This window comes from Rhizobium cauense (assembly GCF_019511525.1).
Classification (GTDB): Bacteria; Pseudomonadota; Alphaproteobacteria; order Rhizobiales; family Rhizobiaceae; genus Rhizobium; species Rhizobium cauense.
Map to the genome: position 1 here is coordinate 1 of NZ_JAEUAT010000013.1, position 25403 is coordinate 25403.

General features: G+C 58.8%; 26 protein-coding genes and 1 pseudogene. 16 read left to right on the forward strand and 11 right to left on the reverse strand.

Annotated elements, in window-relative coordinates:
- Positions 1 to 355 precede the first annotated feature (355 nt).
- The gene (locus JNB88_RS21965; RefSeq protein ID WP_220357252.1) at positions 356 to 976 is read left to right on the forward strand and encodes a LysE family transporter; all 621 of its coding nucleotides are present in this window, start codon (positions 356 to 358) and stop codon (positions 974 to 976) included.
- A 14-nt stretch (positions 977 to 990) separates the two neighbouring features.
- Here JNB88_RS21965 and JNB88_RS21970 read toward each other — a convergent pair whose 3' ends face one another.
- From JNB88_RS21970 to JNB88_RS21995, 6 genes are all read right to left on the reverse strand, one after another.
- Positions 991 to 1836, reverse strand: a complete 846-nt coding sequence (locus JNB88_RS21970; RefSeq protein ID WP_220357253.1) for an ABC transporter permease — start codon at positions 1834 to 1836, stop codon at positions 991 to 993.
- Positions 1817 to 2566 carry an ABC transporter ATP-binding protein gene (locus tag JNB88_RS21975; protein WP_223217278.1) on the reverse strand — a complete coding sequence of 250 codons (750 nt, stop codon included), beginning with the start codon at positions 2564 to 2566 and terminating at the stop codon, positions 1817 to 1819. The genes JNB88_RS21970 and JNB88_RS21975 overlap by 20 nt, the downstream gene beginning before the upstream one ends.
- A 609-nt stretch (positions 2567 to 3175) precedes the next feature.
- Entirely contained in the window at positions 3176 to 3856 is a 681-nt protein-coding gene (locus JNB88_RS21980) for a YoaK family protein (protein ID WP_220357255.1), read from the reverse strand.
- 56 nt (positions 3857 to 3912) lie between these two features.
- Positions 3913 to 5049, reverse strand: coding sequence for a cupin domain-containing protein (locus tag JNB88_RS21985; RefSeq protein ID WP_220357256.1), 1137 nt, complete (start codon positions 5047 to 5049; stop codon positions 3913 to 3915).
- 332 nt (positions 5050 to 5381) lie between these two features.
- On the reverse strand, positions 5382 to 5675 hold the full coding sequence (locus JNB88_RS34420) for a hypothetical protein (protein WP_220357257.1): 294 nt from the start codon (positions 5673 to 5675) through the stop codon (positions 5382 to 5384).
- 133 nt (positions 5676 to 5808) lie between these two features.
- Positions 5809 to 6783, reverse strand: a complete 975-nt coding sequence (locus JNB88_RS21995) for an NAD-dependent epimerase/dehydratase family protein (RefSeq protein ID WP_220357258.1) — start codon at positions 6781 to 6783, stop codon at positions 5809 to 5811.
- 167 nt (positions 6784 to 6950) lie between these two features.
- On the opposite strand from JNB88_RS21995, the gene JNB88_RS22000 reads away from it, so the two are divergent.
- From JNB88_RS22000 to JNB88_RS22020, 5 genes are all read left to right on the forward strand, one after another.
- A complete protein-coding gene (locus tag JNB88_RS22000) occupies positions 6951 to 8255 on the forward strand; it encodes an ABC transporter substrate-binding protein (RefSeq protein WP_220357259.1) in 1305 nt (434 codons plus the stop codon).
- On the forward strand, positions 8252 to 9088 hold the full coding sequence (locus JNB88_RS22005; protein WP_220357260.1) for an ABC transporter permease: 837 nt from the start codon (positions 8252 to 8254) through the stop codon (positions 9086 to 9088). The genes JNB88_RS22000 and JNB88_RS22005 overlap by 4 nt, the downstream gene beginning before the upstream one ends.
- A 9-nt stretch (positions 9089 to 9097) precedes the next feature.
- Positions 9098 to 9847: an ABC transporter ATP-binding protein gene (locus JNB88_RS22010; protein ID WP_220357261.1), complete on the forward strand. Its 750-nt coding sequence runs from the start codon at positions 9098 to 9100 to the stop codon at positions 9845 to 9847.
- A 14-nt stretch (positions 9848 to 9861) separates the two neighbouring features.
- Positions 9862 to 10731 carry an ABC transporter permease gene (locus JNB88_RS22015; RefSeq protein WP_220357262.1) on the forward strand — a complete coding sequence of 290 codons (870 nt, stop codon included), beginning with the start codon at positions 9862 to 9864 and terminating at the stop codon, positions 10729 to 10731.
- An 85-nt stretch (positions 10732 to 10816) separates the two neighbouring features.
- A complete protein-coding gene (locus tag JNB88_RS22020; protein WP_220357263.1) occupies positions 10817 to 11557 on the forward strand; it encodes an SDR family NAD(P)-dependent oxidoreductase in 741 nt (246 codons plus the stop codon).
- 49 nt (positions 11558 to 11606) lie between these two features.
- Here JNB88_RS22020 and hydA read toward each other — a convergent pair whose 3' ends face one another.
- Positions 11607 to 12980, reverse strand: coding sequence for a dihydropyrimidinase (gene hydA, locus JNB88_RS22025; protein WP_220357264.1), 1374 nt, complete (start codon positions 12978 to 12980; stop codon positions 11607 to 11609).
- A gap of 91 nt (positions 12981 to 13071) precedes the next feature.
- On the opposite strand from hydA, the gene JNB88_RS22030 reads away from it, so the two are divergent.
- The 4 genes from JNB88_RS22030 to puuE are packed head-to-tail and all read left to right on the forward strand — an operon-like array spanning position 13072 to position 16250.
- Positions 13072 to 13713: an isochorismatase family protein gene (locus JNB88_RS22030; protein ID WP_220357265.1), complete on the forward strand. Its 642-nt coding sequence runs from the start codon at positions 13072 to 13074 to the stop codon at positions 13711 to 13713.
- A 3-nt stretch (positions 13714 to 13716) separates the two neighbouring features.
- Entirely contained in the window at positions 13717 to 14067 is a 351-nt protein-coding gene (locus tag JNB88_RS22035; RefSeq protein WP_220357266.1) for a RidA family protein, read from the forward strand.
- A 13-nt stretch (positions 14068 to 14080) separates the two neighbouring features.
- Complete coding sequence (locus tag JNB88_RS22040) at positions 14081 to 15334, forward strand: Zn-dependent hydrolase (RefSeq protein ID WP_220357267.1); 1254 nt, start codon at positions 14081 to 14083, stop codon at positions 15332 to 15334.
- A 1-nt stretch (position 15335) separates the two neighbouring features.
- On the forward strand, positions 15336 to 16250 hold the full coding sequence (puuE, locus tag JNB88_RS22045) for an allantoinase PuuE (RefSeq protein WP_220357268.1): 915 nt from the start codon (positions 15336 to 15338) through the stop codon (positions 16248 to 16250).
- Here the strand turns inward: puuE and JNB88_RS22050 are convergent.
- Complete coding sequence (locus JNB88_RS22050) at positions 16247 to 17158, reverse strand: IclR family transcriptional regulator (RefSeq protein ID WP_220357269.1); 912 nt, start codon at positions 17156 to 17158, stop codon at positions 16247 to 16249. The genes puuE and JNB88_RS22050 overlap by 4 nt on opposite strands.
- A 610-nt stretch (positions 17159 to 17768) precedes the next feature.
- Positions 17769 to 18029, reverse strand: a pseudogene (locus JNB88_RS22055) (ABC transporter permease subunit); the annotation flags it as partial.
- 96 nt (positions 18030 to 18125) lie between these two features.
- On the opposite strand from JNB88_RS22055, the gene JNB88_RS22060 reads away from it, so the two are divergent.
- The 6 genes from JNB88_RS22060 (at position 18126) to JNB88_RS22085 (ending at position 23285) form a co-directional block, all read left to right on the forward strand.
- Entirely contained in the window at positions 18126 to 19106 is a 981-nt protein-coding gene (locus tag JNB88_RS22060) for a LysR substrate-binding domain-containing protein (protein WP_220357271.1), read from the forward strand.
- Positions 19107 to 19296: 190 nt separating this feature from the next.
- On the forward strand, positions 19297 to 20064 hold the full coding sequence (locus JNB88_RS22065; protein ID WP_220357272.1) for an ABC transporter ATP-binding protein: 768 nt from the start codon (positions 19297 to 19299) through the stop codon (positions 20062 to 20064).
- A 57-nt stretch (positions 20065 to 20121) separates the two neighbouring features.
- Positions 20122 to 20880, forward strand: a complete 759-nt coding sequence (locus JNB88_RS22070; RefSeq protein WP_220357273.1) for a transporter substrate-binding domain-containing protein — start codon at positions 20122 to 20124, stop codon at positions 20878 to 20880.
- Positions 20881 to 20884: 4 nt separating this feature from the next.
- The gene (locus JNB88_RS22075; RefSeq protein WP_220357274.1) at positions 20885 to 21574 is read left to right on the forward strand and encodes an ABC transporter permease; all 690 of its coding nucleotides are present in this window, start codon (positions 20885 to 20887) and stop codon (positions 21572 to 21574) included.
- Entirely contained in the window at positions 21571 to 22263 is a 693-nt protein-coding gene (locus tag JNB88_RS22080) for an ABC transporter permease (protein ID WP_220357275.1), read from the forward strand. The genes JNB88_RS22075 and JNB88_RS22080 overlap by 4 nt, the downstream gene beginning before the upstream one ends.
- Positions 22264 to 22325: 62 nt before the next feature.
- Positions 22326 to 23285 (forward strand): arginase family protein, encoded by a 960-nt coding sequence (locus JNB88_RS22085; protein WP_220357276.1) that lies wholly within the window; start codon positions 22326 to 22328, stop codon positions 23283 to 23285.
- Positions 23286 to 23363: 78 nt separating this feature from the next.
- Here the strand turns inward: JNB88_RS22085 and ctlX are convergent, their stop codons facing one another.
- Both ctlX and JNB88_RS22095 read right to left on the reverse strand, forming a co-directional pair.
- Positions 23364 to 24284 (reverse strand): citrulline utilization hydrolase CtlX, encoded by a 921-nt coding sequence (gene ctlX, locus JNB88_RS22090; RefSeq protein ID WP_223217279.1) that lies wholly within the window; start codon positions 24282 to 24284, stop codon positions 23364 to 23366.
- A 7-nt stretch (positions 24285 to 24291) separates the two neighbouring features.
- On the reverse strand, positions 24292 to 25368 hold the full coding sequence (locus JNB88_RS22095; protein ID WP_276572938.1) for an ornithine cyclodeaminase: 1077 nt from the start codon (positions 25366 to 25368) through the stop codon (positions 24292 to 24294).
- Positions 25369 to 25403: the final 35 nt, after the last annotated feature.

Genomic DNA, 25403 nt, shown 5'->3' on the forward strand with positions numbered 1-25403 from the left:
GTAGAGGATGATCTTTTCGAACACGAGCCTCCAGATCCACATAGCTGAAGAGTTCACCTGTCCTCACATCGCCGCCGCGCATCCATCAGCTCCAAATCGCAATAAAGCGAGTGAATCACGACAGGAGCCTTGCGCCAATGCCTTTTTCAACAGCCTGCTAAGGCGCGGGCTACGATAGTCGGCGCATGCAAACCCTGCCTAACGGCGCATCGCCGGCCATCTCCAGGGGGGCGGTCTATATCCGCCCTTCTGGATCTGGCGCGTCAGCAGGAAATTTGCGTCCGTCTTCCTGAAAATGTCAGGCCGACAATGTGGCGGAGCCGTAGATAGCAAGTATTTGGGGGGATCTAGCCGCATGTTCATCCTGTACGTCGCTGCCATCTGGGCTGTTGCCGCAGTAACACCCGGTCCCAATTTCTTCGTCGTCGCAAGAACCGCGCTCGAAGGATCCCGGTCTGCAGCCTTAGCAGTGCTTGCGGGCGTCATTTCGGGAACCTTGTGGTGGGGGGTGGCGGGCTGGCTTGGGATCAGCGCGCTCTTTGCTGCGGCGCCGATTGCGTACGTATCACTCAAGGTCGCGGGTGGAACCTATCTCGTATGGCTAGGTATCAAGCTGCTTGTGGGGGTCGCCAGAGGCACGAAGGTCTCGGACGCGACGATCGGCAGCGATCAGGAGATAACCGCCTGGAAGGCCTTCTCGCTCGGTCTTCTGACGAACCTCGCCAACCCAAAGTCGGCATTCTTTGTAGCCAGCCTCTTCGCCGCCACGTTGCCACCTACTCATACTTGGCTCGAGGGTGCGGCTACCGTCGGCACCATGGTTTTCGTATCGGCGAGTTGGTACACCCTGATTCTTCTATTCCTTCGGCGCCCCGCCATCGCACGCGCATATACGCGTTCTCGCCGCATCGTGGACGGGGTGGCCGGGGCGTTGTTCGTCGGCTTCGGCATCAGGCTGCTGGCTTCGACGCGTTAGGACCGGGCGCCTTCTCAGCGGGCGCCACGCCTGAAGACTCGTGCGAGGAAACCTGCCGGAGCCACAGCTTCTCCTAGAGTTGGTCGAAGGAGCAACTGTCCGGCTTCGGAAAAAGCATGGCGCTGCATCAGAGCGGTAGCCCCCATTCCTGACACTCCGGACGCTATAAGGATCATCGCCACGATTACGAACTGGTAAATCCCCGCGTACAACGGGCTTGCGCCCGTAACGAGCATCCCCGCCATCACGCCGGGTATCCACACCAGTCCCAAAGACTTAAGCATGTCCAGGCGAGGCAGCAGGCTTGCGTATACAGCACTTTGTACGTAGGGCGACACGCTTACCTCCGGCTTCGCACCCAGACAAAGTGCGGCTTCGACCTGGCCGACATGACTGAAGACATCTGACCTGAAGCGCTCCATGGCTTGGGCGCTGGCGTTCATACTGTTAGCAATGATCATGCTTCCAACAGGCACCAGCACAGTGATGTTCGTACTCAGACTTTTCGTAAGGAGCATGAACACAATGGCCGTAAAGCCGCCCGCGCCGACGGAGTACAGCGAGATCTCGAAAACATAGGGGAGTCCGGGAAACCGTTGAGAGACCGTGAATGCCGCCGCAGTAACCATCCCGAGTAGAATAATCGCCCCGATGAGCAGGCTTCCCTTCAGCAAAAATCCGAGCACTAAGCCCACGACAGACATCTGGATCAAGCCCCTGACGAGGGATATGACTGTTTCCCGTTCGACTTGAACCTGAAAGTGGCGACAGAGAGCCACCACGCCCAGGCATAGGCAGATAGCCGCGGCGGCTTGGCCAAGACCGACCAGAACCTGTTGGTCAAACAACGTTGTGAGCATCGAGAACCTCCTTTGTCGGGCCTAGAGCAACGACCTTGCCGCTGGTCATGTACATCGTCCGCTTGGCCAGTCGCATCGCCTGTGGCGCATTGTGCGTAACCATGAGGCACGCTATCTGATCCTCCTCAGTCAACTTCAGGATCAGATCCTCGATGGCGCGACTGGCCTCCTCGTCTAGGGCCGACGTCGGTTCATCGAGCAGCAGAATTCCAGGTTTGTTGGCCAGCGTGCGTGCAAACGATACGCGCTGCGCCTCCCCTCCTGAGAGCGTGTTCACGTCGCGCGCCACGTATCCCGCCAGGCCTACCTTTTCGAGCAGTTGTTCGATGACTTCGTCTCCAAGCGTGTCACCTCGCTGGGCCGGACCGAATGACACGTTTCCTCGTACTGTTCCGGGAAACAGATTTGCACTCTGCATCACCATCCCGACCCGGCGCCGGAGGACCGGCGTTTCCATTTGGCGATAGTCGCGGCCCCGGATGAAGATGGTTCCGCTCGTTGGCTCGTCGAGGCGATTGACCAGTCGCAGGAACGATGATTTTCCTGCCCCACTTGCGCCAGTAACGGCGAGAATCTCTCCGCGACCAACCGAAACGTTCACGTGATCGACGAGTTTTCTATCCCCAATCTGCCTGGTCACGCCACGCGCTTCGACTTCTCCAGGTTGACGGTTGGGATCTGCGAGGGTGGCAGCTCGGAACGGAACAGTGCGTTCTCCCGGAAGATCCATCGACATTGCTCCTTCAAGGCCACACCTTCACGCGTCCAGCAAGATCAAGCGAGGTTAGGCCGGTGAAGGTCACCGCGTAACTGGCTGTTGGTCTAGGTGTGATCGCCTGATTGCACAGGGGGCTGCGCCTGCCCACGCGTGCGGAAATGACTCCACCACCGGAAGTCGAGACGATCCTGGCCCGATCGCTGATGTTCATCACACCAACGCTCAATTCCGCGACGAGCGCAGACGGGATATCCTAACACAGCCTCATATCCGACCCGAGGCTCAGCGGCGCCCCCTCCCGCCGCTGTGGCTCGTGAGCAATCCCCGCTCATCACGAGCCGCGGGCGTAAGCAACCCGCGATGGCCGCCTTCGTTTCGGCGAAGGTGGCCATTTCTTCAATTGGCTGCTTAATCAGGCAAACAAGACAAAGCAAGTTCGATGCCTTGATCAGCCGGATGGTAAATCAAGGTCAAGGAGCCAGCAGCAAGTAGGGTCGGCGTGTGATGTTTCGGCGGGTGTCTCTGAAATGGACATAGGTGTCTGAATTGCGCTGTCACCGGACAGGTTGTTGCCAGTCCCTTCCGAAACAAGATCTATCGTGTCGCTGCGCCATGGCTAGGTCATTCTCCAAAACCACTTTCCCACGCGAGGATTGCCAACAGGATGAACCCCATACATGCCAGTGCGAGGGACGGAACAAGGCCCCAGCCGCCAATCGAGAGAGCGCCACATATGACACCCGCGACGAACGAAAGCCAGGATGATCCGTACACGAATATCGGTACGGTTCCGACGCGTCCTCGTAGGGCGCGCGCGATTGCCTGACCCAATCCGAAAAGCGCTCCGGTTATGAAGCTCTTTCCGGCATCTGTCCCAGACACGCCCTGATGCATCACGTTCTGCATTCCCATTGTCAGCGCAATCAGCGTCAAGGCAAGTGTTGCCAGACCAAAGGCAGCTAGAGAGGTCGCCGCGGCACAAAGCACCAATTCTAAAGCAAGCACAGCAATAACAGGCTTACCGCTAGCATCCGTTACGAGCGTCCCGATGAACGTCCCACCCACAAAGGCAGCGATTACGAAACCCGCGTAGATAACATTTCCCCACTGCCCGGAGGCCGCGGCCATCCCTAGATGCGCGCTGTTGCCGCTCATAAAGGATACGTAGAGGTGATTGAGCTGCGCATAACCAACCGCATCGAGAAAGCCAGCAAGTGCGGTTGCCGATGATGCAAACAACAGATGCGAGACAGGTCTCGCCACGGCGCCGCTGGTGCCGCCTTTGGTACGCTCAGTGTTCACGATCTTCTTTTCCGAGGGGCGCCCGCACCGTTGTGGACGGGACGGGCAAATTGCAGTCAGCGCACCACAGGCTGGCTCGTTTGACGCAAGGCGTTCATAACGGTCCGGTCGAGGCCCAGATGTCCGCGGATCAGATCAGGAGGAGTAAGCGCCATCCACTGGTTCAGCGAGACGTCGGTACAGAACCTGCTGTTGAAAACGTTGACCACGCGAACAGGTACCTTCCCAGTGTTTTCGATGTAGTGTCCCAGGGTCTTGGGAACGAACCCGACATCGCCAGGCATGAAGTCGAAGGTACGAGCCTTATTGGTGGCATCGAACACAGTCATGCGCGCCTGGCCTTCGATGTAGTACTGCCACTCGTCGGCATCGGGGTGCCAGTGCATCTCGCGCATCCCCCCAGGCTCGATCTCTATCACCAAAGCCGACAACGTCGTCATCGGGAAGACACGCGAATCTATGGTCTTCACCGTGCCGCCACTATAACGTTCCGGCTCGATCTTGGACGCAAGCAGGACATAGGGGTCCCGCGGTGGCTTGTGCGGCAACTGACCTCGGACAACGTCGAGCGGCGGCGGGACCGGCTGACGGAAGATGTATTTTTCCGATTTGGGAATGTTTGCGAAGTGCGCGCTCCCAACTCCGAAGTTCTTCGCCAGAACCTCTGGAGGAGTGTGCGCAAGGTATTCAGTGATTAGCAACGTTTCGTTTTCCGAGAAATTGCCGTCATCGAACACAAGCAGAAACTCGGTCCCATCCTCCATTCCTTGGATAGCGTGAGGAACGCCGGCCGGCACCAGCCACATATCGCCTGGGTTGAGGTCATCGATCGAGAGATTTCCCTCCGCGTCGACGACAGTCAGGCGAGCTGTCCCGTCGAGAATGTAGGCCCATTCCGCTTCCTTGTGCCAATGCAACTCGCGGACGACGCCGGGACCTAGCCGCATGTTGACCCCTGCCATCGATTTCGAGGCGGGAAAATCCCTCACCGTCACCTCGCGAGCCCAACCGCCGTCCTCCAGTCGGTTATGGGCAAGCGAGAAGGGAAATTTAAGGTTTGGAAGCGAACCGTTATCGGTATTAGGAGGCAGAAGGAGATCCGGATTCTGCAGGTCGACAGTTAGATTGCGCGGTCCGGGATCGTTTGCACCGCGGGTTCCGCGGACGGGTTCAACTGTGGTTTGATCAGTCATGTAACAATCCTCACGTGATTATGCTGGCATTTGTTGAGACGCGTGCCGCGTGATGGTGACGATGTGAGGATCGCAATTTAAGAGCTCGAATGATTGTCGAAACCGCCTCCGAATGCGCAATCTTTCGAAAAAGCCAATTGCGTCTCGTTGCGAATGTCAATCCCTGCGAGGTCGTTAATGCTGAAGCTATGGGAGACTTGAGAGAATATCATCGTGGACGGGAGGCCTAACGGCGCGGCCTCTCATGTGATAATTGGACGGGTATAACGCTCACATATCCCAGGCACACCGCGGGCTACTTTCGGACGCATTTCCTAGATCCCAGCTCATTGTCAGCGAGCGCCAACCGGATCCGCGACGACGCGGCAGCCCTCAATCATAATCAGCCCGGAGATCCCGAGAAGTTCGCTCGGCAGGTCGTCGCCTTCGCCGACTTCGATCAGCCACCGGTGCGCATGCCGTTCGGGAGCGACACCGTTACCGCGATCGGTGACGGAACGTGTCAGTCTCGACCAACTTCTGAGATATGTCCGTGACCATTGAAGGCTGAAGCCGACCTCGCGTACTTCTCGCGTTGTCGAGTCTGGGCTCTTGAAGGACTCGAACCGCCGGCCCTGCTGTTCCACGGGTCGTGTAGCGAGGTCGTGCGGAGAGTTCTGGCGGGCAAGGCGGTCTTCCCTCCCTCAAAGCCCCGATGTCGATTTCACTCTTCAATGGGGCGGCATCCGTGGCCGCTCAGGAACTCAAGCGAGCCGGACGCTAACGACCAAAGATGTTGTGATCTCGCAACCAAGTCAGATAGTCATTGAACGCAGCTTGAAGACCATGCTCGGACGTCGGACCAAACTCTTCATGGAACAATTCCCATGAGAGCCGCCCGCCATCGGTCTCACCATAGACTTCCACATTCCCAAGTTTGGCAACGGAAAAATCAAAGCTTGGAAATTTGACCGTTAGCAACTCTGCCCATGCAGATAACGGCCAGCATTCCTCTGGTCCAAGGTTGTAGACGGTCTTAGATGTAGCCTCCGAGGCCAATTTGATAAGTGCCGCCGCCGCATCCCGGCTATAGTGCCAGTTCTTGTTTTTGTCGAAGGGAATGATCGCCCGCTCGCCGCGGTGAGCCATGCGTGTCAGCTGATAAATCGGGCTCATCGTATCGCGAAACCCTGTCTGATGTTCCCATGGACCGAATGCGGTGCCGATGCGACCGATTGCATAAGGCAGCTTCCAAAGTGTCGCAATCCGAGCCACAATTCCTTCGGCGGCAGATTTGCTGATGCCGTATAGCGTCGAGACCTGATGCGGGACGTCTTCGGTCAATATCATCCCGTCGGGTCGCAACTCTTCGGAATAGACGCCAGCAGAACCCAGATACACGAATTTCTCGACGCCGGCTTCGCCGGCCGCGGTCACCACACTTGCCGTCCCGGCGAGATTGATGTCGATAATCATGCTGCCGTGATGTTGTTCGCGGTGACTGTCGGATGTGACAACCGCCCCGTGAAGAACATGGCTGACCTTATGGCGCAGCAATGCATTCCTGACGTTTGCTTGATCGCGGACATCGCCTTCGACATTCACGAGTTCACCATTCAGCCCTCCCAGATGTTTTAAGACAGACGAGGACATGGGTTGGTTGCTGAACGCGATTACCCGATGCCCGTCCCGTAGGAGCTGTTCAACGATATTAGTGCCGATGAAGCCGGTCGCGCCGGTAACGAGAAAGTTCACGTGTTCTCTCCTGCCGTATAATGGGGCATCTCATAACGATGGTCATTTTTTTCGCAATACCGACTGTATTCGCTTGACAGAACCTATGACAGACGATCATTCTCTATGCAAGACGCTGTTCTTTTAGGAAGACAGTTTAGTCGCAAAAAGGGGAACCGGAGAAAAACATGACCGAAAGCAAACTCACGACGCGCCGCTCGCTTCTTAAGACCGGCCTGGGCATGGCGGCGGCAGGCGCACTGCCGATACGCGTCTGGGCGCAGGCCTCTACCACGCCCAAGATTCCGGAAAAAACCGTCAGAATGGGAGGGTTCGCCGTAACGAACCACGGCTGGACGATGCTCCTGTCACAATCAGGCTTTCTGAAGGATGTCGGGATCACGATGGAGGGCGGTGCACCTAAGCTGCTGCGTGAAACGCAGGTCCTCCCGCAACTCAACAACGGTGAACTCGACATCACGACGATGTGGTTCGGTATGGTCTCGCAGGCCCTTGACAAGGAAGTCAAGGCCCGTCCGATCCTGACCTACAGCTACTTCCAAGGCAACACCATCCTCGCGAGCCCAACATCCGGTTTCAAGACAGTGGACGAATTCGTCGCAGAAGGAATGCCGTGGGACAAGGCTGCCGCCGCAGCAATTGAGCAGATGCGCGGCAAGCGCTTCGCGATTACGGCAAGCCCGAGCACCTATCAATGGAACGACTTTGCCCTGTCGCTGGGCGGAATGTCGATGAAGGACACCCAGACAGTTCCGGTGGAGGACCCGCGTGCGGTGCAGCTGGCGATCGGCAACCAGATCGATTTCGCCGCTCCGGGGGGCGCCGTCCAAGTTTACCAACTGCAATTCCAGGCCGGCTGGAAGCCGATCATGAGCACCCGCCAAATGATCAAATATATGCCGACCGGCACGGGTTCTGCGGTCAACGACCTGTTGAACTACGACCTGATGATGTGCACCGACGATTATCTCCGCGACAATAAGGACACGATCTACCGCTGGTGCGGAGCAACCTTTCGCACGCTCGATTTCATCTTCGGCGCGACGCAGAAGCAAGCCCTGTCAAAATACGCGCCCTTCATAAGCGCCAATACGGGAGCTCAGATGGACCCGGACGCGATCAAGTTCATTTTCGAGCAGATCGATCCGTTCTTCCAATGGAAAGATCAGGCTTCCATCTGGGAGGACGAGAAGTTCCCACTTTATTACAAGAACCTCTACTCCTACCAGATCAAGAAATTCATCGCCGCCGGCACGATCGCCGACAAGGCCTACGATCTCGACGAGGTCTTCCAGGCAAAGCGGATCTGGAAGGACCTGAGCGAGATGAAGACGAAGACCGAAGCCTTGCAGGCCAAGCTCGACGCAACGGCGTCGGACGATCGTAAGACCTTGGCAGCAGAAGCAAAACGGCACTACGATCAGTTCAACTATTTCGATGCTCTTCGCTTCGCGGAAGCTGCAGTGTCATGACAGTGACAGAAAGTATCGACAAGCCCGTGCCGCATGATGCCTCTATCGGACGAAACTTCACCAAGCTGGGAGGCGCGATCGCGCTTCCCATTCTAGGCTTCATCGCAATCGGTGTCCTGTGGCAGATCGGCAGTTTTGCGCTCGGTCGATATCTGCCTCCGCCAATCGACGTTGCCCGGGCAGCCTTCGAGAACCTCTTTCAGAGTCGCTACCTGGTCGGATTGGGAATGCCGGAGGGAGGTTTCCTTCCCCATCTCATATCGACGCTCTTGACCGTGATCAGTGGTCTTGTGATCGGAGCTCTGGTCGGCACGGCAACAGGCAGCCTTGCTGCCTATAGCCCGATCGTTACTGCTGTCTTCAATCCGATCGTCAATGTCTTCGGCAATATTCCGATCATGGTCGCAGCTCCGTTCTTCCTGATCTGGTTCGGTGTTGCGGAAGCCTCCAAGGTCTTGCTCGTTGCCCTTTATTCTGCCGTGCTCCTGCATGTCTTCATGTATCGAGCCATTCGCAATGTGAGGCCACACTTTGTCGAGTACGCCAGGACGCTCGGGGCGCGCCCCCTTGCCGTCTATCGGCAGGTGCATCTGCCCGGAGCACTCCCCGAGCTTTTCGGCGGGCTGCGCGCAGCACTCGGGGCCTCTTGGGGACTTGCAGCGATCACCGAACTTCTCGGTAGCACAAGCGGTGTCGGCCGCATCATCATCACCGCCTGGGGCGTGAGCGACGTAGCGCTCATGCTTGCGGGCCTGTTCTGGCTTTGCCTGATCGCACTTACCTGCGATGGGTTGCTAATGGCTGCGCGCCGTTACGTGCTGCGCTGGATGTAGGAGTTGACAATGATTGCAGTAGAAAACGCCGGCTGCGTCTTTCGACACGAGAGCGGGACGGTGGTCAAAGCGCTCGACGAGGTGTCGCTTGAAATCGGCAACGGAGAGTTTCTGTGCCTGCTTGGACGTTCGGGCCATGGCAAGTCGACACTCCTGAGATCGCTCGCCGGCCTGAATTCGCTGACCGCGGGATTGATCAAGATCGATGGCTCTCTCATTTCCGGACCGAGCGCGGATCGAAGCATGGTTTTCCAGGACGACACGGTCTTCCCCTGGATGACCGTCGAAGAAAACGTCGCCTTCGGTCTCAAGATGCAGGGCAGGTCGCGAACCGAGCAGAAACGGGAAGCGCGTCATTGGCTTTCTTTAGTCGGCCTGTCACAGAACCTCCACAGCTGGCCGAAGGAACTGTCGGGCGGCATGCGCAAGAGAGTGGCAATCGCGGCAGCCTTTGCCACCGGCGCTCCGACTTTGCTGATGGACGAACCCTTCGGGGCGCTCGACTATGTGACGCGCATGGATCTTCAGAACCTACTACTGCGTCTTTGGAGCGAAACCGGCCGAACGATCGTTTTCGTCACCCACGATATCGAGGAGGCCCTGGTGCTGGCGAGCCGCGTCGTCATGATCCGCCGCGGCCGGGTTGCGGAGGACACACAGGTTGACCTGCCACGGCCGAGAGACGCGGAAGTGCGGGCCCTCCCCGAAGGGGTTCGGCTGACGAAAACGATCTTGCAATGCCTGCATGACGACGCGTGAGCGGAGCAGAAACCATGAAAAAGCTTTTGACGAGACCGATCTCGCCGGCAGCATCGTTCCTGACGAGCCTGGTGACTGTGATCCTCCTTCTCTTGCTTTGGGAGATGATCGCCCATTCGGTGCCGACGAGCCCGCTCCGCCAATCGCCGATCGTGCCGCCGATTGAATTCATATTCGGCGAGTCTCTTCTCGGCATGTCCGATTATTGGAAGTTTCCTTTCTGGGCGCCCGTGCCTGAGATGGGCGGCGAACAGACCTATCGCGGCGCATTTCTTGCGCTCGGATTCCATTCTCTGGCGACCTTGCTGCGCGTTGTCGTCGGCCTTGTCCTCGGCGGGTTGGCTGGGACGGGATTGGGACTGCTGGTGTCGGTCTCCAAATCCTGCAGGGCAGCTGTCGCCGGCCCGTTGCACCTGGTTCGCATGTGCCCACTTCTGGCGTTGATTCCGCTGTTTCAATACTGGTTCGGCGCAAACAATGTCGGCGCCGTTATCTATATTGCCTACGGCGTCGGCGTCTTCTATTTCGTCTCGACCATCAACGCCGTCCAGAACATTCCGGTCAAATTCATCGAGGCGGCCAAGACCTTCGGCGCCACGCAGGTGGGCGTCTACCGTCACGTCGTCATGCCAGGAATCCTGCCCGAACTGTTTTCGAGCATTCACGTCACGATGGCGCTTGCCTGGACCGCTGCGATCGGCGCCGAATACATCGGCGTCGACAACGGCATCGGCCGCATGATCATCTGGGCCGATTTCTTCAGCCACACGGGCCGTATGATGCTGGTTACCTGTGTGATCGTCTTCTTCATTCTCGCCTCGATGCATGTCTGCAGGCGCATCGAGCGCCGTCTGCTGAGCTGGATGCCGAACCGTCCCCACTAGCGGCAACCTCTTTAGCTTTTTGACCGGTCCGCGCGCTTTTGGCGCGCGGAACAGATTGCCTATTGTCCTAACAGGAGGAATTCGCATGCGCCTAAAGGGGAAAACCGCCCTTGTCGTTGGTTGCGCAACCGGCATTGGCCGGGCCGTCGCCGAAGCGTTCATTGAGGAGGGCGCGATCGTCTGCCTAGCAGACAGGGGCCAGCAGGAAGTGCTCTCCGGCATCCTCAAAAGCGCGCCCGAAGGCAGCTTTTGCCTGCACTGCGACGTGCGCAGCGAAAGCGATGTCAAGACTGCAATCGAGAGGGCCATCGGCGGCCTAGGTCGGCTGGACATCCTTGTCAACAATGCCGGGGTCGGAACCTCAATGATCCCGTTCCAGACCCAGACGTGGGAGGAATGGGACCGCGTCATGGAGACCAATCTCAGAAGCGTCGCCTATGCCATGCATCACGCACTGCCGCATATGCTCGATCGCCAATATGGTCGCATCATCAATACGGCCTCGCAATTGGCACACAAGCCGGCTCCCTGGTACGCCGCCTATTGCGCCTCGAAGGCTGCCATCGTCGCCATGAGCGTATCGGTCGCCCACGAGGTCGCCGAACATGGCGTCACCGTCAATTGCGTGTGCCCCGGCCCGACCGATACGCCTGCCTGGCGGGCAAGTGACCCGAAATGGAATGATTGGAAGATTGCACAGTTGCCGATCAAGCGCATCGGCACCCCGCGGGAAATCGCCGGCGCTTATGTCTATCTCGCTTCGGACGAGGCCGGATACATGGTCGGACAGAGCCTCTCGCCCAATGGCGGCGACGTCGCCTGGTGATGGCAAATTCAGGAAGAGACCGGACGCATCGGCGTCCGGTCCCTTCCTGTCATAGAAGCTTCGATGCCTTTTTTCGGGCGATGAACTGGCCACGCCCCTTGGCGCCGGTAAAAGCATTGTTTTCGACTATAACCTCGCCACGGCTGATGACGATATCGGCATTGCCCTTGATCTCGCGCCCGTCATAGTGCGTGTAGTCTGAGCGGTGATGGAGGTCGGATTGTACGAGCTTCCGATCAGCATCCGGATCCCAAATAACGACGTCGGCATCGTAGCCCGGCGCAAGGTGACCCTTGGTGGTTAGGCCGAAGATTCGAGCCGGGTTCGTGGAGCAAATCTCGACGAAGCGTTCGAGACCGATTTCACCCTGCACGACGCCTTGATAAACCATGGTCATCCGCTCCTCGATTCCGGGACCTCCGTTCGGAATCTGGGTGAAATCGTGACGTCCGACCGTCTTCTGGCCCTCGAAGAGCCAGGAGGCATGATCGGAGGAAACGACCTGCAGATCGGAATTGGTGAGCGCCCGCCAAAGGACCTTATGGTCGCTCATCTGCCTCAAGGCCGGAGACAGGACGTGCTTGGCACCCTCGAAGCCCGGTTTTCTGAGATCCTCGGCCGTCAGATAGAGGTAGTGAGTGCAAGTTTCGGCAAACACGCCAGCTCGGCGCTTCCTCGCCCGAGCGACCTCGCGAACCGCCTCCTCGCAGGTGACATGGACGATGTAGATCGGCGCGTCGGCGATTTCTGCAAGCATCAGGGCGCGCGCAGTCGCTTCCGCCTCGGTCATTGGCGGACGCGAAAGCGCATGACTGAACGGTTCCGTCTTGCCGTCTGCAAGCAACTTGCGTTGCAGGTGTAGGACGGCATCGCCGTTTTCGGCATGGATCATGACGATGGCGCCGCTGGCTGCCGCGGTTTCGAAGGTTTTCAAGAGGGTGAGATCGTCCACCATCTGAGAGCCCTTGTAGGCCATGAACAGTTTGAAACTTGTGATGCCCCGATCCGGAAGCGTCTTCAGTTCCTCCAGGACAGCTTCCGTCGGATCGGTGATGATGATGTGGAACCCGTAGTCGATCACGGCCTTGTCTCCGGCTTTCCCATGCCATCCGGAAAGCGCCTCGGAAAGTGACTGGCCCTTCGCCTGAGCACAGAAATCGACGATCGTCGTCGTTCCGCCGAAGGCAGCAGCGAGCGTTCCACTATAAAAATCATCGGCAGTGCTTCCGACCTCGCTCGGCGCATCGAGATGGGTGTGCACGTCGATGCCGCCTGGAAGGATCAGTCGACCGCGCGCGTCGATATGACGGCGGCCCGCGGGCGCTCCGCCGATCTGCTCGATCCGCCCCTCCTTAATTCCGATCGAGGCGTCGAAGACGCCGCCGGTTGTGACGATCCGTCCATTTTCGATCACCAGATCCATCCGAAACTCCTTTTATTTGCCTCATCGTCGCTTGACGTCGCGACATCGATGTATTCTATATGCAGAAACTCGTTCTGTGGAAAGGACAAATATGTACGAAGGTGTTCGCGACTTTTATGTCTCGCGCGGCTTTGGTGGCCGTGTCGGTTTTGGCAAACGGCCGGCGGTCGTAGTGATTGACATGGCGAAATCCTGGCTCGACGAAACGTCCCCGCTCGGTTCCAGACGATTGGAAAGCGTTATGGCTGCCACCGTGGACGTGCTGGCGGCGGCTCGAGAGAATGACCATCCCGTCTTCTTCACGACGATGAGTTACAGCGATTTCGATGTGGCAGGCGCGCTCGGCCGCAAGCTGCCCCACGCAAGCGCCGGGCGCTCGCTTTCGGAAGGATCAGGCCTGTCGGAACTGGATCCGCGATTGGAACGGCGGGCAAGCGAGCCAGTGATCATCAAGCCGCGCGCCTCTGCATTCTGGGGAACAGCTTTCGATGCGCATCTGGTGTCGCTATCAGTCGATACCCTGATCATTACAGGGTGCAGCACCAGCGGTTGCGTGCGGGCAACGGCAGAAAGCGCGCACAATCTCAATCTGCATCCGATTGTCGTCGAGGAAGCCGTCGGCGACCGGTCGGCGGAAGCACATCAAGCAAATCTCACGGACATCGATCTTCGCTACGCCGACGTCACAGCCCTGCAAGACGTCATCTCCTATCTGAAAACCCAAAAGGCCTGACACATGACAATTACCAGACTGCAATCCGCAAAGAGAATGAGCCAGATCGTCAAGGCAAACGGCTTCGTCTTCCTGGCCGGCCAGGTCGCCAAGGGCGCCGAAGGCAAGCCGGTTGCAGACCAGACGGCAGCAATCCTAAAGAAAATCGATGCCCTCCTACAGGAGGCCGGAACCATCAAGGAAAAGATCGTCAGTGCAACCATCTGGCTGACAGACATCTCCAAGTTCGACGAGATGAACGGCGTTTGGGACGCTTGGGTGGCCGACGGCGCTTCACCCGCCCGCGCCTGTGTCGAGGCGGCTCTGGCGACACCCGACTACACGGTCGAGATCATGGTCACGGCGACGGTTTGAAGGAGACAGGACAATGGAAGAGCGTAAGAAGATCTTTATCGACCCTGCCTTTGTTGAACGCCTGATCCTCGACATGGCCGAACACGGCAGCGACGGCGGGACAGGCGTCTCGCGAACCGTCTATTCCCCGGAATGGGTCGAGGCGACGAAGCTTTACGCCAGGTGGTGTGAGGAAGCTGGCCTTGAAGCAAGAATGGACAGTGTCGGGAACGTCTGGGGGAAACTTCCGGGCTCGACGGCGGGAGGCTCAATCGTTTCTGGATCGCACATCGATTCCCAGACGCCAGGCGGCCGCTATGACGGTATCCTTGGCGCCTTGGCCGGATTAATCGCGCTGAAGGCCCTGAAGGAGCAGTTTGGCACACCGAAGAAGTCCCTCGAATGCATCGCTTTTTGCGAAGAGGAATCGAGCCGCTTTCCGTCCGCAAATTTCTGGGGCTCGCGAGCCATTACCGGCCGGACCGCCGCGACGGATCCTGACACCACAATCGCCTTCACCGGCGAGACGATGGCCTCGGCAATGCGCGACGTCGGCCTCGACCCGGCAAAGATCCCGGACGCCAAGCGCAACGATATCGACACTTTCGTCGAATTGCACATCGAACAAGGTCCGATCCTAGAACATGCTGACCTGCCGGTCGCCGTCGTCACAGGGATTACCGGCATCAGGCACTATCAGGTCGAACTGAAGGGCACGCAAAATCATGCCGGTGCCTTTCCGATGGATCTCAGGCGTGACCCGATGGCGGGGTTTGCCGAGATTGCCTCGGGGGTCGTCAACACCGCGCATCGATGGGGACGACCGGCCGTAACCACTGTCGGCCGTGTCAATGTGAGGCCGAACGCGACGGCTATCATTCCCGACACCGTTTCCTTCACGGTCGACGCACGCCATCCCGACCCGGTTCAATGCCAGAAGCTCTATGAAACCCATGAAGCCTTCATGCTCGAAGTGGCAAAGCGCAGGGGCCTCGAGATCAGCTGGAAGGTGATGATCGATCATCCGGCTTGCCCGTCCGATCAGGGCGTCGTCGCGACGTTGAAGGCTGCCGCAGCAGATCAGGGCGTGCCTGTCATGCTGATGGCAAGCGGCGCTGGACACGACTCGCAGCAGATGGCGCGGATTGCCAAAATGGCGATGATCTTTGTGCGCAGCAAAGACGGGCGGAGCCACACGCCCGACGAGTTCTCCTCGATCCCCGATATTGTCGCAGGCATCGAGGTTCTCGCTGCCGGCCTCTACCGCCTCGCCTATGAGGGAGCATGATATGCAGGCATATCCACGCGATCTGATCGGCTATGGCCAAAAGCCCGTCGATCCTCGTTGGCCCGAGGGGGCGCGGCTGGCGATCCAGTTCGTCATCAACTACGAGGAAGGCGGAGAGAACTCCATCCTGCATGGAGATCGTGCTTCGGAAGCCTTCCTCACCGAAGAACCCACGTCGGCGCTGGAAGGAATGCGCAATTTCAACGTCGAGTCGCAGTACGAATATGGCAGCCGGGCGGGGTTCTGGCGTCTTCACCGCCTTTTCACCGAACGGGCACTGCCCGTCACTGTCTTCGGAATTGCGACAGCGCTTCAGAAAAATTCCGACGCGGTTAGCGCGATGAAAAGTGCGGGCTGGGAGATTGCCTCGCATGGCCTGAAATGGATCAACTATGCCCAGATGCCCGAAGCGGAGGAGCGGGCGCAAATCCTCGAGGCAATTCGCCTCCATACCGAGGCAACGGGCGAGCGACCGGCGGGCTGGTATACGGGCAGGATGAGCCCCAATACCCGCCGGCTTATCGGCGAGATCGGCGGGTTCGCCTACGACTCTGATTCCTTTGCCGACGATCTGCCTTATTGGGCGTATGAGAACGGCACGCCGCAGCTAGTCGTTCCCTATACGCTCGACAACAATGACGGGCGTTTCGTTAACGGCTTCGGGTTGCAAGCAACGGATTTTTCGACATATCTGACGCGCGCTTGCGACCTCTTGCTGCGCGAAGGGAAACAAACGCCAAAAATGATGAACATCGGCCTCCATTGCCGGCTTGCCGGAAAACCAGGACGGGCAGCCGATTTCGAGCGATTCCTCGACTACGTCAAAACGCTGCCGGATGTCTGGATCACAAGACGCGTGGATATCGCTAATCACTGGCGGCAACATCATCCGCCACGTGACAAAGAGGCGGACTAGGCGGATTTGGCAAGTGAAAGCGGGAAGCTCTGCGGGGGCTTTCCGCCGATCAGCCGATGGATATCGGCGACCGTCTTGGTGATTTCCTCCGCGATCTCGAACTCGCGGCGAGCCATAGCGAGCGAGAGGCCCATGCAGTCAAGAATGAAGATCACGCGCCCCGCACTGTCAAAGATCGGAAGAGCAATCGCCGTCAGGCCCTCAGTGAATTCGCCGATGCTTCGCGCATAGCCTCTTGCTCTCGTGGCGGCGAGTTCGGCCTTTACCTCTTTCAGACTTGTCGCTGTGGCGCCGGCGTAGCGCACTGGTTCCCAGCCTTCGAACCAACCATCGACTTCCGTTTCCCCACACCAGGCGAGCCGCGCCTTCATCTGCGCGCTCGCATCTCTCGGAAAACGGTGGCCGAGAGGATAGGAAATCTCGACCTGATCGGGAGCGCTCGCCTTTGCGACGACGACGAAGGTGCACTCCGACGACGGTTCCGACAGGATGCAGGAGACGTTGGTACGCGACGGCAAATCGTCAATCAGAGGCTTGATCATCGATAGCGGTGTCACGTCGCGGATCATTGTGGAGAGGTCACGCAGAACCCCGACATTCAACCGATAGGATTTCCGGAGGGGGTCGAAATAGAGCCAGTCATGGAAGGTGAGCGTTTTGAGGATGGAATGGCAATGGCTCTTGGTGATGCCGGTTGCATCGGCAATCTGCGCAAGCGTCATTTCCGAGCGGCTGCCATTCACGAGCGCAAGAGCCCTCACAGCTTTGTCGACAGCAGGCACCAGTCCGGCTGTTTCCGTCCCGTCGCGCGCACCTTCAGACAGGACCCATTGATTGCCCTCGAGTTTTAGCTTTTCGTATCTGGCGCTCTCGGCTTCCGCGGCCTTAGAAGAATTTTTTTTGGGCATTCCAATTTCCTGAAATCTAATGACGCACATTATGGACGTTCTCTAAGAAGAATGCAACTTCTTTAGGCAGAACGCGAATCAAACGGTCAAGATGGAGAATTGAATTTTTCCTCGCCGGCAGGCTCAGACCCAGCTTCAGACCTCACAGCTATTGCGCCGTGGTGGGAGTCGAGCCCCCGACAACCAATGCCCGGGGACCTAATGTCCTGAATTTCCGAAGTTTTGCGCGCAATCCCGGCTGGCGGAGAGCGGCGAGTTGATCCCAACGGATCGAAGAGGCGCAGGCGCAGGCCGGATTGGTTGGTACGGGTACGGCCTTTTGAAGGCTTTTGATGGTTCTTACTCAAGACAATCACAGACGCGAGAGCAACGCCGTCATCAACAACTACTCACTGTTCCTATGGCCCCGACAGCTGGGGGAAGAACGATTGTCACCATGAGCCCTCCCCCGGCGCGGAAGAAAGAACCATCGAGCCGCCAGATAGTTCCGCGTGCTCTTTCACCTGTCCACTGATGATGATTGGCCGAGCACGACGGCGCGTATAGTCGCCTCTAGTTACGGGCGACATCGAGAACCGTTCCGAGCGGAAACAGGTCACACCCGGATGTATTAAGTTCTAGCACCATGCTGCAGACGAAACCGTTCCAGCGCCAACGCGCCGATGATGATCAGACCCTTGACGATCTGCTGCCAGACATCGGGAACACCCGTGAGGATCAATCCGCTTGAGTGCACGGCGATGATCATCGCGCCAAGCAGCGTGCACCAGATCGAGCCGATGCCACCAACAGAAGACGTGCCGCCCAGGATGACAGCCGCGACTGCGTCCAGCTCGTAAGCCTGGTCGAGCTGCATTCCGTTCGCCGCATAGTTGATGAAAGCTAACCACCATGCGCAGCATCAGCCTGGTGAGTCAGGTCCGACTACACTCGGGGTGAAACTATGATAGGGTGGGGTTTGAATGTAATGCCTTACTCCGACCTGTCCTACTCGCCATTGAGTACGGCCAACCTCATGACTGCCCGTTTGCCCAACCTTCGCAACCTTCCGCTCGCTACACTAAAGACGTTCGAAGCCGCCGCGCGTCACCAGAGCCATTCAAAAGCGGCTGCGGAGCTCAGCCTGACGGATAGCGCCGTCAGCCATCAGATCCGAAGGCTGGAAGAGGCGCTCGGTTGCGAGCTTTTCATCAAGTCCGGCCGAGGCGTCGTTTTGAGCGACGCGGGCAGAATGTTTGCAAAGACTGTTTCCTCGGCGATGCAGGACATCCTCGGCGCAGCACTTCGGCTGGCTGACGCCGATCAGGTTCAAGGGAGGCTGGATATCGCCTGTCCACCGATGTTCGCCAACACCTGGCTCGCCAAGAATCTCTACGAGTTCTGCCAGGACCACCCGGCAATCGAGTGCCATATCCGGCTTGTGGAGAACCAGCGCGTTCACGACCTGAGTGACGTGGACGTCGGCATTTCCTTCGGTCCCGGCGGCTGGGCCGACCGATGGTCGGCGCTGCTGGCACATGTCAACATCACCCCGGTCTGCAGCCCGCTTCTCTTCGAAAGGATTGGCGGCACATTCACAAAGCCGGCCGATCTGCGCTATACGACGCTGCTGCATCAGGACGACGGCTCCGAATGGCGCAGATGGCTTTACGAGGCTGGCGCGCCCGAAGTCGATCAGCAGGCGCGGCATCTTTATTGCAGCGATCTCGGCATGGCGATCGATTTGGCCGTGCACGGCGCCGGCGCTGCGCTGGTCAGCGACACCCTCTCTGTCGGCGACATGAAGCGCGGAATACTGGTAAAGCCCTTCGCGTTTTCAATCGACGCGTTCGGTGGCTGGCACGTCGTCTGCAGCCCATCCAGCATCAGCCGCTCAGCTTCGCGCTTGTTCCTCCGATGGCTTCTGGCAAGTTTCGGTCGCGACGCAGCACTCGATACGCTGCCCTGACCAGCCTTCCAAACAACTGATTTCAGGTCACAAATTGCAAGCAGCAAGCCCACGTTCGTGGGTCTTGTTCCTGTAAATCATGAAACAGGATCATGAATCGGGTGATGAAAGATCATTTGTGCAAAATTGCATCATCCGTCTATCTGGCAATTAATTAGGCAAGCGTGAGCCACACGCTGGGGAATTCAATATGAAGCTGAGCGCAACCGATATCCATAAATCCTATGGCCACCATGAGGTGCTGAAAGGCGTCACCTTGAATGCTCATGCCGGAGACGTCATCAGCATGATCGGTGCAAGCGGCTCGGGCAAGAGCACCTTCCTAAGGTGCATCAACTTCCTCGAACGCCCCAGTGCCGGATCGATTGCGATCGACGGGGAAGTCCTTGCGACCATCAAGGATAGCGACGGAACCCTGAAGCCAGTCGACAAAAACCAGCTACGGCGGGTTCGCACCAAACTGTCGATGGTGTTCCAGAACTTCTGCCTCTGGTCCCATATGACCGTGCTCGAGAATGTCGTTGAGGCCCCGGTCAGCGTTCTCGGCCTGTCGAAGATCGAAGCGCGAGAACGCGCTAAAGCGAACCTTGCCAAGGTCGGCCTCGGCCAGAACGTCCTCGAAAAATACCCGGCGCATCTTTCCGGCGGCCAGCAGCAGCGCGTTGCAATCGCGCGGGCGCTGAGCATGAATCCTGATGTGATGCTGTTCGACGAGCCGACCTCGGCGCTCGATCCCGAGCTTGTGAGCGAGGTTCTCAAGGTCATGCAGGCGTTGGCCGAAGAGGGGCGAACCATGGTTGTCGTCACTCATGAAATGGGCTTTGCCCGCCACGCCTCCAGCCGCGTCTTGTTTCTGCACGAAGGACGCGTCGAGGAAGAAGGCACGCCTGAAGCCATTTTCACCCAGACACAGAGCCCGCGCCTGCAACAGTTTCTTGCCGGTCGACTGAAACACTGATCGACGGCCCAGTCATCCATTCCCCTATAACAACAAGGACCGCAGAGGAGCATTGCCATGAGATTGCAGACAACTTCCTTATTCGCCGCGCTTTTGATGACGATCACCGGCGCCAATGCGGCCGAGCAGCTCAAGATTGCCACGGACGCCACGTTTCCTCCGTTTGAATCCGTCGATGCCAGCGGCAAGGTCGTCGGCTATGACGTAGAACTGATGCAAGCGATCTGCGACGCAGCGAAACTCGACTGCGATATCTTCAATGCTGCCTGGGATGGCATGATTCCCGGCCTTATTGACGGCAAGTACGACGCGCTGATTTCCCAGCTCACGGTGACCGACAAGCGCCGCAAGGTCATCGCCTTCAGCGATATCTACGACCACCCCACTTTCCGCTTCGTCGCCAAGAAAGGCTCGCAGTTCGAGTTCACCTCGGAAGGCCTGAAGGGCAAGACGATTGCCGTCCAGACCGGCACGCCGATGGACGCTTACGTCACCGCGCATTTTCCACAGGCAACCATCAAGCGCTACGACAGCGGCAGCGCGCCCTATCTCGAATTGACTGCCGGCCGCGCCGACCTGCACATCAGCTATCAGGCACAGATCATCCATAGCTTCCTGAAGGATGACTCCGGCAAGGACTTCGAACTGGTTGGCCCGCAGCTGACCGGCCAGGATGCCAAGGAATTCGGCGAAGGCGTTGCCATCGCCATCAACAAGAAGAACACCAAACTGGTCGAGCAGATCAATCAGGGTCTAGCCACCGTCCGCGAAAACGGCCAACTCAAGGCTCTCAACGCCAAGTATTTCGGCGAGTAAACGAATGGTCTGGGACTACGCCACGGCAATTCTGACAGCAGGGTCGACGACCCTGCTGGTAGCCGTCTCCTCGCTGATCGTCGCAACACTTCTCGGTCTGGCCGCAGCCTTCGCCAAGCTGTCGGGAAGTGCGGCACTTCGCCGATGCGCGGGAGCCTACACATTTATCGTGCGCGGCATCCCCGATCTGGTGGTTATGCTTCTGGTCTACTACAGCCTGCCGGCGCTTCTCAATCAGGGCATAGAAGCTCTCGGTTGGGACCTGAGAATAGAGTTTTCGCCTGTTGCCGCCGGCATCGCCACGCTCGGCGTGATCTTCGGCGCCTACATGACCGAAACCTTCAAGACGGCGTTGCAGAACATATCGAAGGGGCAGATTGAAGCCGCAGTCGCCTATGGCCTGACCAAGCAGCGCATGTTCGTCCGCATCATGCTCCCGCAACTGATCCGCCTTGCGCTACCCGGCTTCACGAACAATTGGCTGGTTCTTGCAAAGGGTACTGCGCTGGTGTCGCTGATCGGGCTGCAGGACGTGATGTTTCGCGCCAAGGGCGCGGCCGAGGCCACGGCGATGCCCTTCACCTTCTATCTCGTCGCGGCGGCATTCTTTCTGGTGCTGACGCTGGTCTCCATCGGGCTTCTGTCGCTTGCCAGCCGCCGCTTCGATGTCGGCATTCGAAAGTTGTCGTCATGAACTGGGATGTGATTTCCGAAAACCTTCCGCAATATTTGGAAGGAGCGAAGCTGACGCTGCTATTGACCTTCGCGTCGCTGGCGACCTCCTTCTTCCTGGCCGTGCCGCTGGCGTTTCTGCGAAACAGCGACAACCGCGCCATCCGCTACGGCGTGATGAGCTATACGGTTGTGTTCCGCGGCACGCCGCTTCTGGTGCAGCTGTTCCTGATCTATTTCGGCCTTGCCCAGTTCGGCGCCGTGCGCGAAAGCGTCTTCTGGCCCTGGCTTTCCGATCCGCTGGTGTGCGTGATCGCCGCATTCGTCCTGAACACGACGGCCTATACGACCGAGATCTTCGCGGGCGGACTGCGCCACATTCCCGTCGGCGAAATCGAGGCCGCGCGCGCCTACGGCATGTCGCCCTTCACGCAGGCGCGCCGCATCCAGATCCCGGCCATGCTGACACGATCGCTACCGCTCTACGGGAATGAAATGATCATGATGTTGCATGCGACGTCGCTCGCCAGCACGGTTACGCTGCTGGAAGTGACGGGCGTCGCCCGATCCATCACGCTGAATTACTACATTCAGTTCGAGCCCTACGTCACCGCGGCTGCGATCTATCTGACCCTGACTTTCGTGTTGGTCTCGGCATTCCAGATCGTTGAGAAGCGCTGGGCCGGTTACCTCGAAGCCCGCATCAACTGAAGGCTTTCCCACACACCCTCCCCTCATGAACACTCGTATCGACGAGACGAAGGAGAACCTGCATGTCAACCAAGGTGGATCTCGGCGCATTGTTCGGCGCGACCGAAACGAAGACCTTTCTCGGTCTCGAATCCTGCGAAGACCTGACGACGCTTGAAGCGCCGGTCGCACTGCTCGGCGTTCCCTGCGCCACGCCCTATGCCGCCGTCGGCGCCTACTGCCGCAACGCGCCCGATGCGCTTCGCCAGGCTACAGCGTCCATGACTGCCAACGTCGATCGCCACGATTTCGACCACGGCGGCCCGGTCTTCCCGGATCCGAAGCTGCGTCCGGTCGATTGCGGCGATCTGCCGTTTGACGAAAGCGATGGAGCCGGCAATCGCCAGGCCATCACCAGTGCCGTTACCCAGATCCTGGAGCGCGGCGCGGTGCCCGTCCTGCTCGGCGGCGACGACTCGATCCCGATCCCCATGCTCGAAGCGCTCGGCGCCACTGCCAACGGGCAGAAGTTCACCATCCTGCAGATCGACGCGCATATCGACTGGCGCGAAATCCACATGGGCGAGCGGATGGGCCTTTCCTCGACCATGCGCCGGGCATCCGAAATGCCGCATATCGAGCGCATCATCCAGGTCGGCGCGCGTGGCATCGGCTCGGCGGCGACCAGCGACTATGAGGATGCGCTCGCCTGGGGCGTCAAGTTCGTCACCGCCTACGACCTCTACAAGAAGGGCCTGGACGCGGCTCTGGACCTGATCCCCGAAGGCAGCAACGTTATCATCTGCATCGACGCGGACGCGATGGAATCGACGCTCGTCCCCGGCGTCATCGCCCGCGGGCCGGGCGGCCTCAACTACTATCAGGCCGTCGACCTCATCAAGGGCGCAGCCGCAAAGGGCCGGATCGCTGCCATGGACTTCGTGGAGTTCATGCCGGAGCGCGACATCGACGGCATCGGCGCCCTGGCCTTTGCCCGCTTGATCACGACGGCGCTCGGTGTCCTTGCGCGACAGGCAGCCTGACCTTGCCAGCCTGACGCTTGAACGAACAAAAGGCCCGGAGCGATCCGGGCCTTTCCTTTGTCGTACATTGGGCGCTCGTCAGTCACGCGGCGTCAGGTGGATGCCCGCCAATGTGCATCGCACCGATCCGCCGGCCCGCTCGATGGTCGGGATATCGAGCGCGACAAGCTTAGCGCTTTCCTCGATGGTGGCACGCTGGGCATGATCCAGCGCGGCCAGCGCCGTCGTCGACAGTGCCAGGATGAGGCCGTCGCGTCCCTGCAGCTCCAGCGCATTGCCGGCGAATTTCTCGATCTGCGCATCGGTGAGTTCAACGATGCGGCGCCCGAAACGCGCAAGGCGCCCGAGCATCTCGTCGCGCCGCTTCGCATCGCGGATCATCCCAGTTCCGATCATCGCAAATTCGGTGCCGACACACATGAGGACGTTGGTATGGTAGATCGGAAGATCGTTTGCATCGCGGGCCTCGAAGGCCATCGGCTCGAAATTGAAATGAGTCGCAAAGCGCTCGAGCGCGATCGGATCGGTCCTGTCGGATCTGACGGCGTAAGCCACCCGGTCTATATGGTCGAGGACCATGGCGCCGGTGCCCTCCAGGAACAGCCCGTCGGGCTCCAGCCCGGAATAGTCGATGACATCCTGCACACGATACCGGGCCTTCAACATCTCGATGATATCGGCGCGGCGCTCGCGCCGCCGGCTCTCAGCCTTCATCGGATAGATCGCGACATGACCGCCGGCATGGGTGGAAAACCAGTTGTTTGGAAACACTGAATCCGGTGTCGACGTGCCCTCGTCCTCGAAAAGATGCACGGTGACGCCATAGCTGCGGAGCATCTCCGCAGCGCGGCCTATCTCATCATAGGCCTTCGCCGACAGATCCTCGCTGCTATCATTGGCAATCTGAAAGCTGTTGTCGGCAGCGGTCTCGGTGTTGACGGTGAAGTGGTGCGGACGAACCATGACGACCGCGGAAGGAGACTGAACGGAGTAGCGCATCTTGTTCTCACTGGGCCCGCTGAAACATGCCGAACAGATCCCGCGGATCGTCCGGATCGGCGATGATGTCGAGATCCTGATAGAGGTCCGTGCCCTCCAGCTTACGCTTGATGTAGCGCAAGGCAGAGAAATCCTCGATCGCGAAGCCAACGCTGTCGAAGAGGGTGATCTGCGCCGCTTCGTGACGGCCTGTAACTTGGCCCGTGACAACCTTCCACAACTCCGTCACCGGGTAGTCGTCCGGCATCTGCTGGATTTCGCCTTCAATGCGTGTCTGCGGCGGATATTCGACGAAGGTGTCGGCGCGCAACAGGATATCGCGGTGCAATTCGGTCTTGCCGGGGCAGTCTCCGCCGATCGCATTGATGTGAACACCCGCGCCGACCATGTTGTCGGTTAGGATCGTGGCGTATTGCTTGTCAGCCGTGCAGGTTGTGATGATCCCGGCGCCCTCGATCGCCTCTTGCGCCGTTTTGCAGGAAATGACGTTCAATCCTGCCGACGAGAGATTGCGCCGCGCCTTCTCCGTCGCCAGCGGGTCGATGTCGTAGAGCCGGATGTTTTGGATGCCGAGCACGGCCTTCATGGCCAACGCCTGGAACTCGGCCTGGGCGCCATTGCCGATCATCGCCATGGTCTTGACGCCATCCCGCGCCAGATGGCGGGCGGCCATGGCCGAGGTTGCGGCGGTCCGCAGGGCGGTCAAAAGCGTCATCTCGGTCAGAAGGACCGGATAGCCGGTCGACACCTCAGCGAGAAGGCCGAATGCCGTCACCGTTTGCAGACCGTGGGCCATGTTCTTGGGGTGGCCGTTTACATACTTGAACCCGTAAACCTCACCATCGGAGGTGGGCATGAGTTCGATCACGCCGTCGGACGAGTGCGACGCAACGCGCGGCGTTTTGTCGAAGACTTGCCAGCGGCGAAAATCGGCCTCGATCTCGTCGGTCAGTTCGACGAGCACAGTTTCAATGCCGATGCGATGAACGAGACGCATCATGTTTTCAACGCTGACGAACGGCACGAAGGCCTTGGCGGATGGTGGCGGTGACGCGAGCATGGTGACTTCCTTTTGTGTCGTCATGCTCCGATCATACCGTGCGAAAATATTGACAAAAA

Coding starts and splice junctions, on each gene's coding strand:
- JNB88_RS21965 (WP_220357252.1), top strand. CDS start 356: ATGTTCATCCTGTACGTCGCTGCCATCTGGGCTGTTGCCGCAGTAACA.
- JNB88_RS21970 (WP_220357253.1), bottom strand. CDS start 1,836: ATGCTCACAACGTTGTTTGACCAACAGGTTCTGGTCGGTCTTGGCCAA.
- JNB88_RS21975 (WP_223217278.1), bottom strand. CDS start 2,566: ATGGATCTTCCGGGAGAACGCACTGTTCCGTTCCGAGCTGCCACCCTC.
- JNB88_RS21985 (WP_220357256.1), bottom strand. CDS start 5,049: ATGACTGATCAAACCACAGTTGAACCCGTCCGCGGAACCCGCGGTGCA.
- JNB88_RS22000 (WP_220357259.1), top strand. CDS start 6,951: ATGACCGAAAGCAAACTCACGACGCGCCGCTCGCTTCTTAAGACCGGC.
- JNB88_RS22005 (WP_220357260.1), top strand. CDS start 8,252: ATGACAGTGACAGAAAGTATCGACAAGCCCGTGCCGCATGATGCCTCT.
- JNB88_RS22010 (WP_220357261.1), top strand. CDS start 9,098: ATGATTGCAGTAGAAAACGCCGGCTGCGTCTTTCGACACGAGAGCGGG.
- JNB88_RS22015 (WP_220357262.1), top strand. CDS start 9,862: ATGAAAAAGCTTTTGACGAGACCGATCTCGCCGGCAGCATCGTTCCTG.
- JNB88_RS22020 (WP_220357263.1), top strand. CDS start 10,817: ATGCGCCTAAAGGGGAAAACCGCCCTTGTCGTTGGTTGCGCAACCGGC.
- hydA (WP_220357264.1), bottom strand. CDS start 12,980: ATGGATCTGGTGATCGAAAATGGACGGATCGTCACAACCGGCGGCGTC.
- JNB88_RS22030 (WP_220357265.1), top strand. CDS start 13,072: ATGTACGAAGGTGTTCGCGACTTTTATGTCTCGCGCGGCTTTGGTGGC.
- JNB88_RS22035 (WP_220357266.1), top strand. CDS start 13,717: ATGACAATTACCAGACTGCAATCCGCAAAGAGAATGAGCCAGATCGTC.
- JNB88_RS22040 (WP_220357267.1), top strand. CDS start 14,081: ATGGAAGAGCGTAAGAAGATCTTTATCGACCCTGCCTTTGTTGAACGC.
- puuE (WP_220357268.1), top strand. CDS start 15,336: ATGCAGGCATATCCACGCGATCTGATCGGCTATGGCCAAAAGCCCGTC.
- JNB88_RS22050 (WP_220357269.1), bottom strand. CDS start 17,158: ATGCCCAAAAAAAATTCTTCTAAGGCCGCGGAAGCCGAGAGCGCCAGA.
- JNB88_RS22060 (WP_220357271.1), top strand. CDS start 18,126: ATGCCTTACTCCGACCTGTCCTACTCGCCATTGAGTACGGCCAACCTC.
- JNB88_RS22065 (WP_220357272.1), top strand. CDS start 19,297: ATGAAGCTGAGCGCAACCGATATCCATAAATCCTATGGCCACCATGAG.
- JNB88_RS22070 (WP_220357273.1), top strand. CDS start 20,122: ATGAGATTGCAGACAACTTCCTTATTCGCCGCGCTTTTGATGACGATC.
- JNB88_RS22075 (WP_220357274.1), top strand. CDS start 20,885: ATGGTCTGGGACTACGCCACGGCAATTCTGACAGCAGGGTCGACGACC.
- JNB88_RS22080 (WP_220357275.1), top strand. CDS start 21,571: ATGAACTGGGATGTGATTTCCGAAAACCTTCCGCAATATTTGGAAGGA.
- JNB88_RS22085 (WP_220357276.1), top strand. CDS start 22,326: ATGTCAACCAAGGTGGATCTCGGCGCATTGTTCGGCGCGACCGAAACG.
- ctlX (WP_223217279.1), bottom strand. CDS start 24,284: ATGCGCTACTCCGTTCAGTCTCCTTCCGCGGTCGTCATGGTTCGTCCG.
- JNB88_RS22095 (WP_276572938.1), bottom strand. CDS start 25,368: ATGACGACACAAAAGGAAGTCACCATGCTCGCGTCACCGCCACCATCC.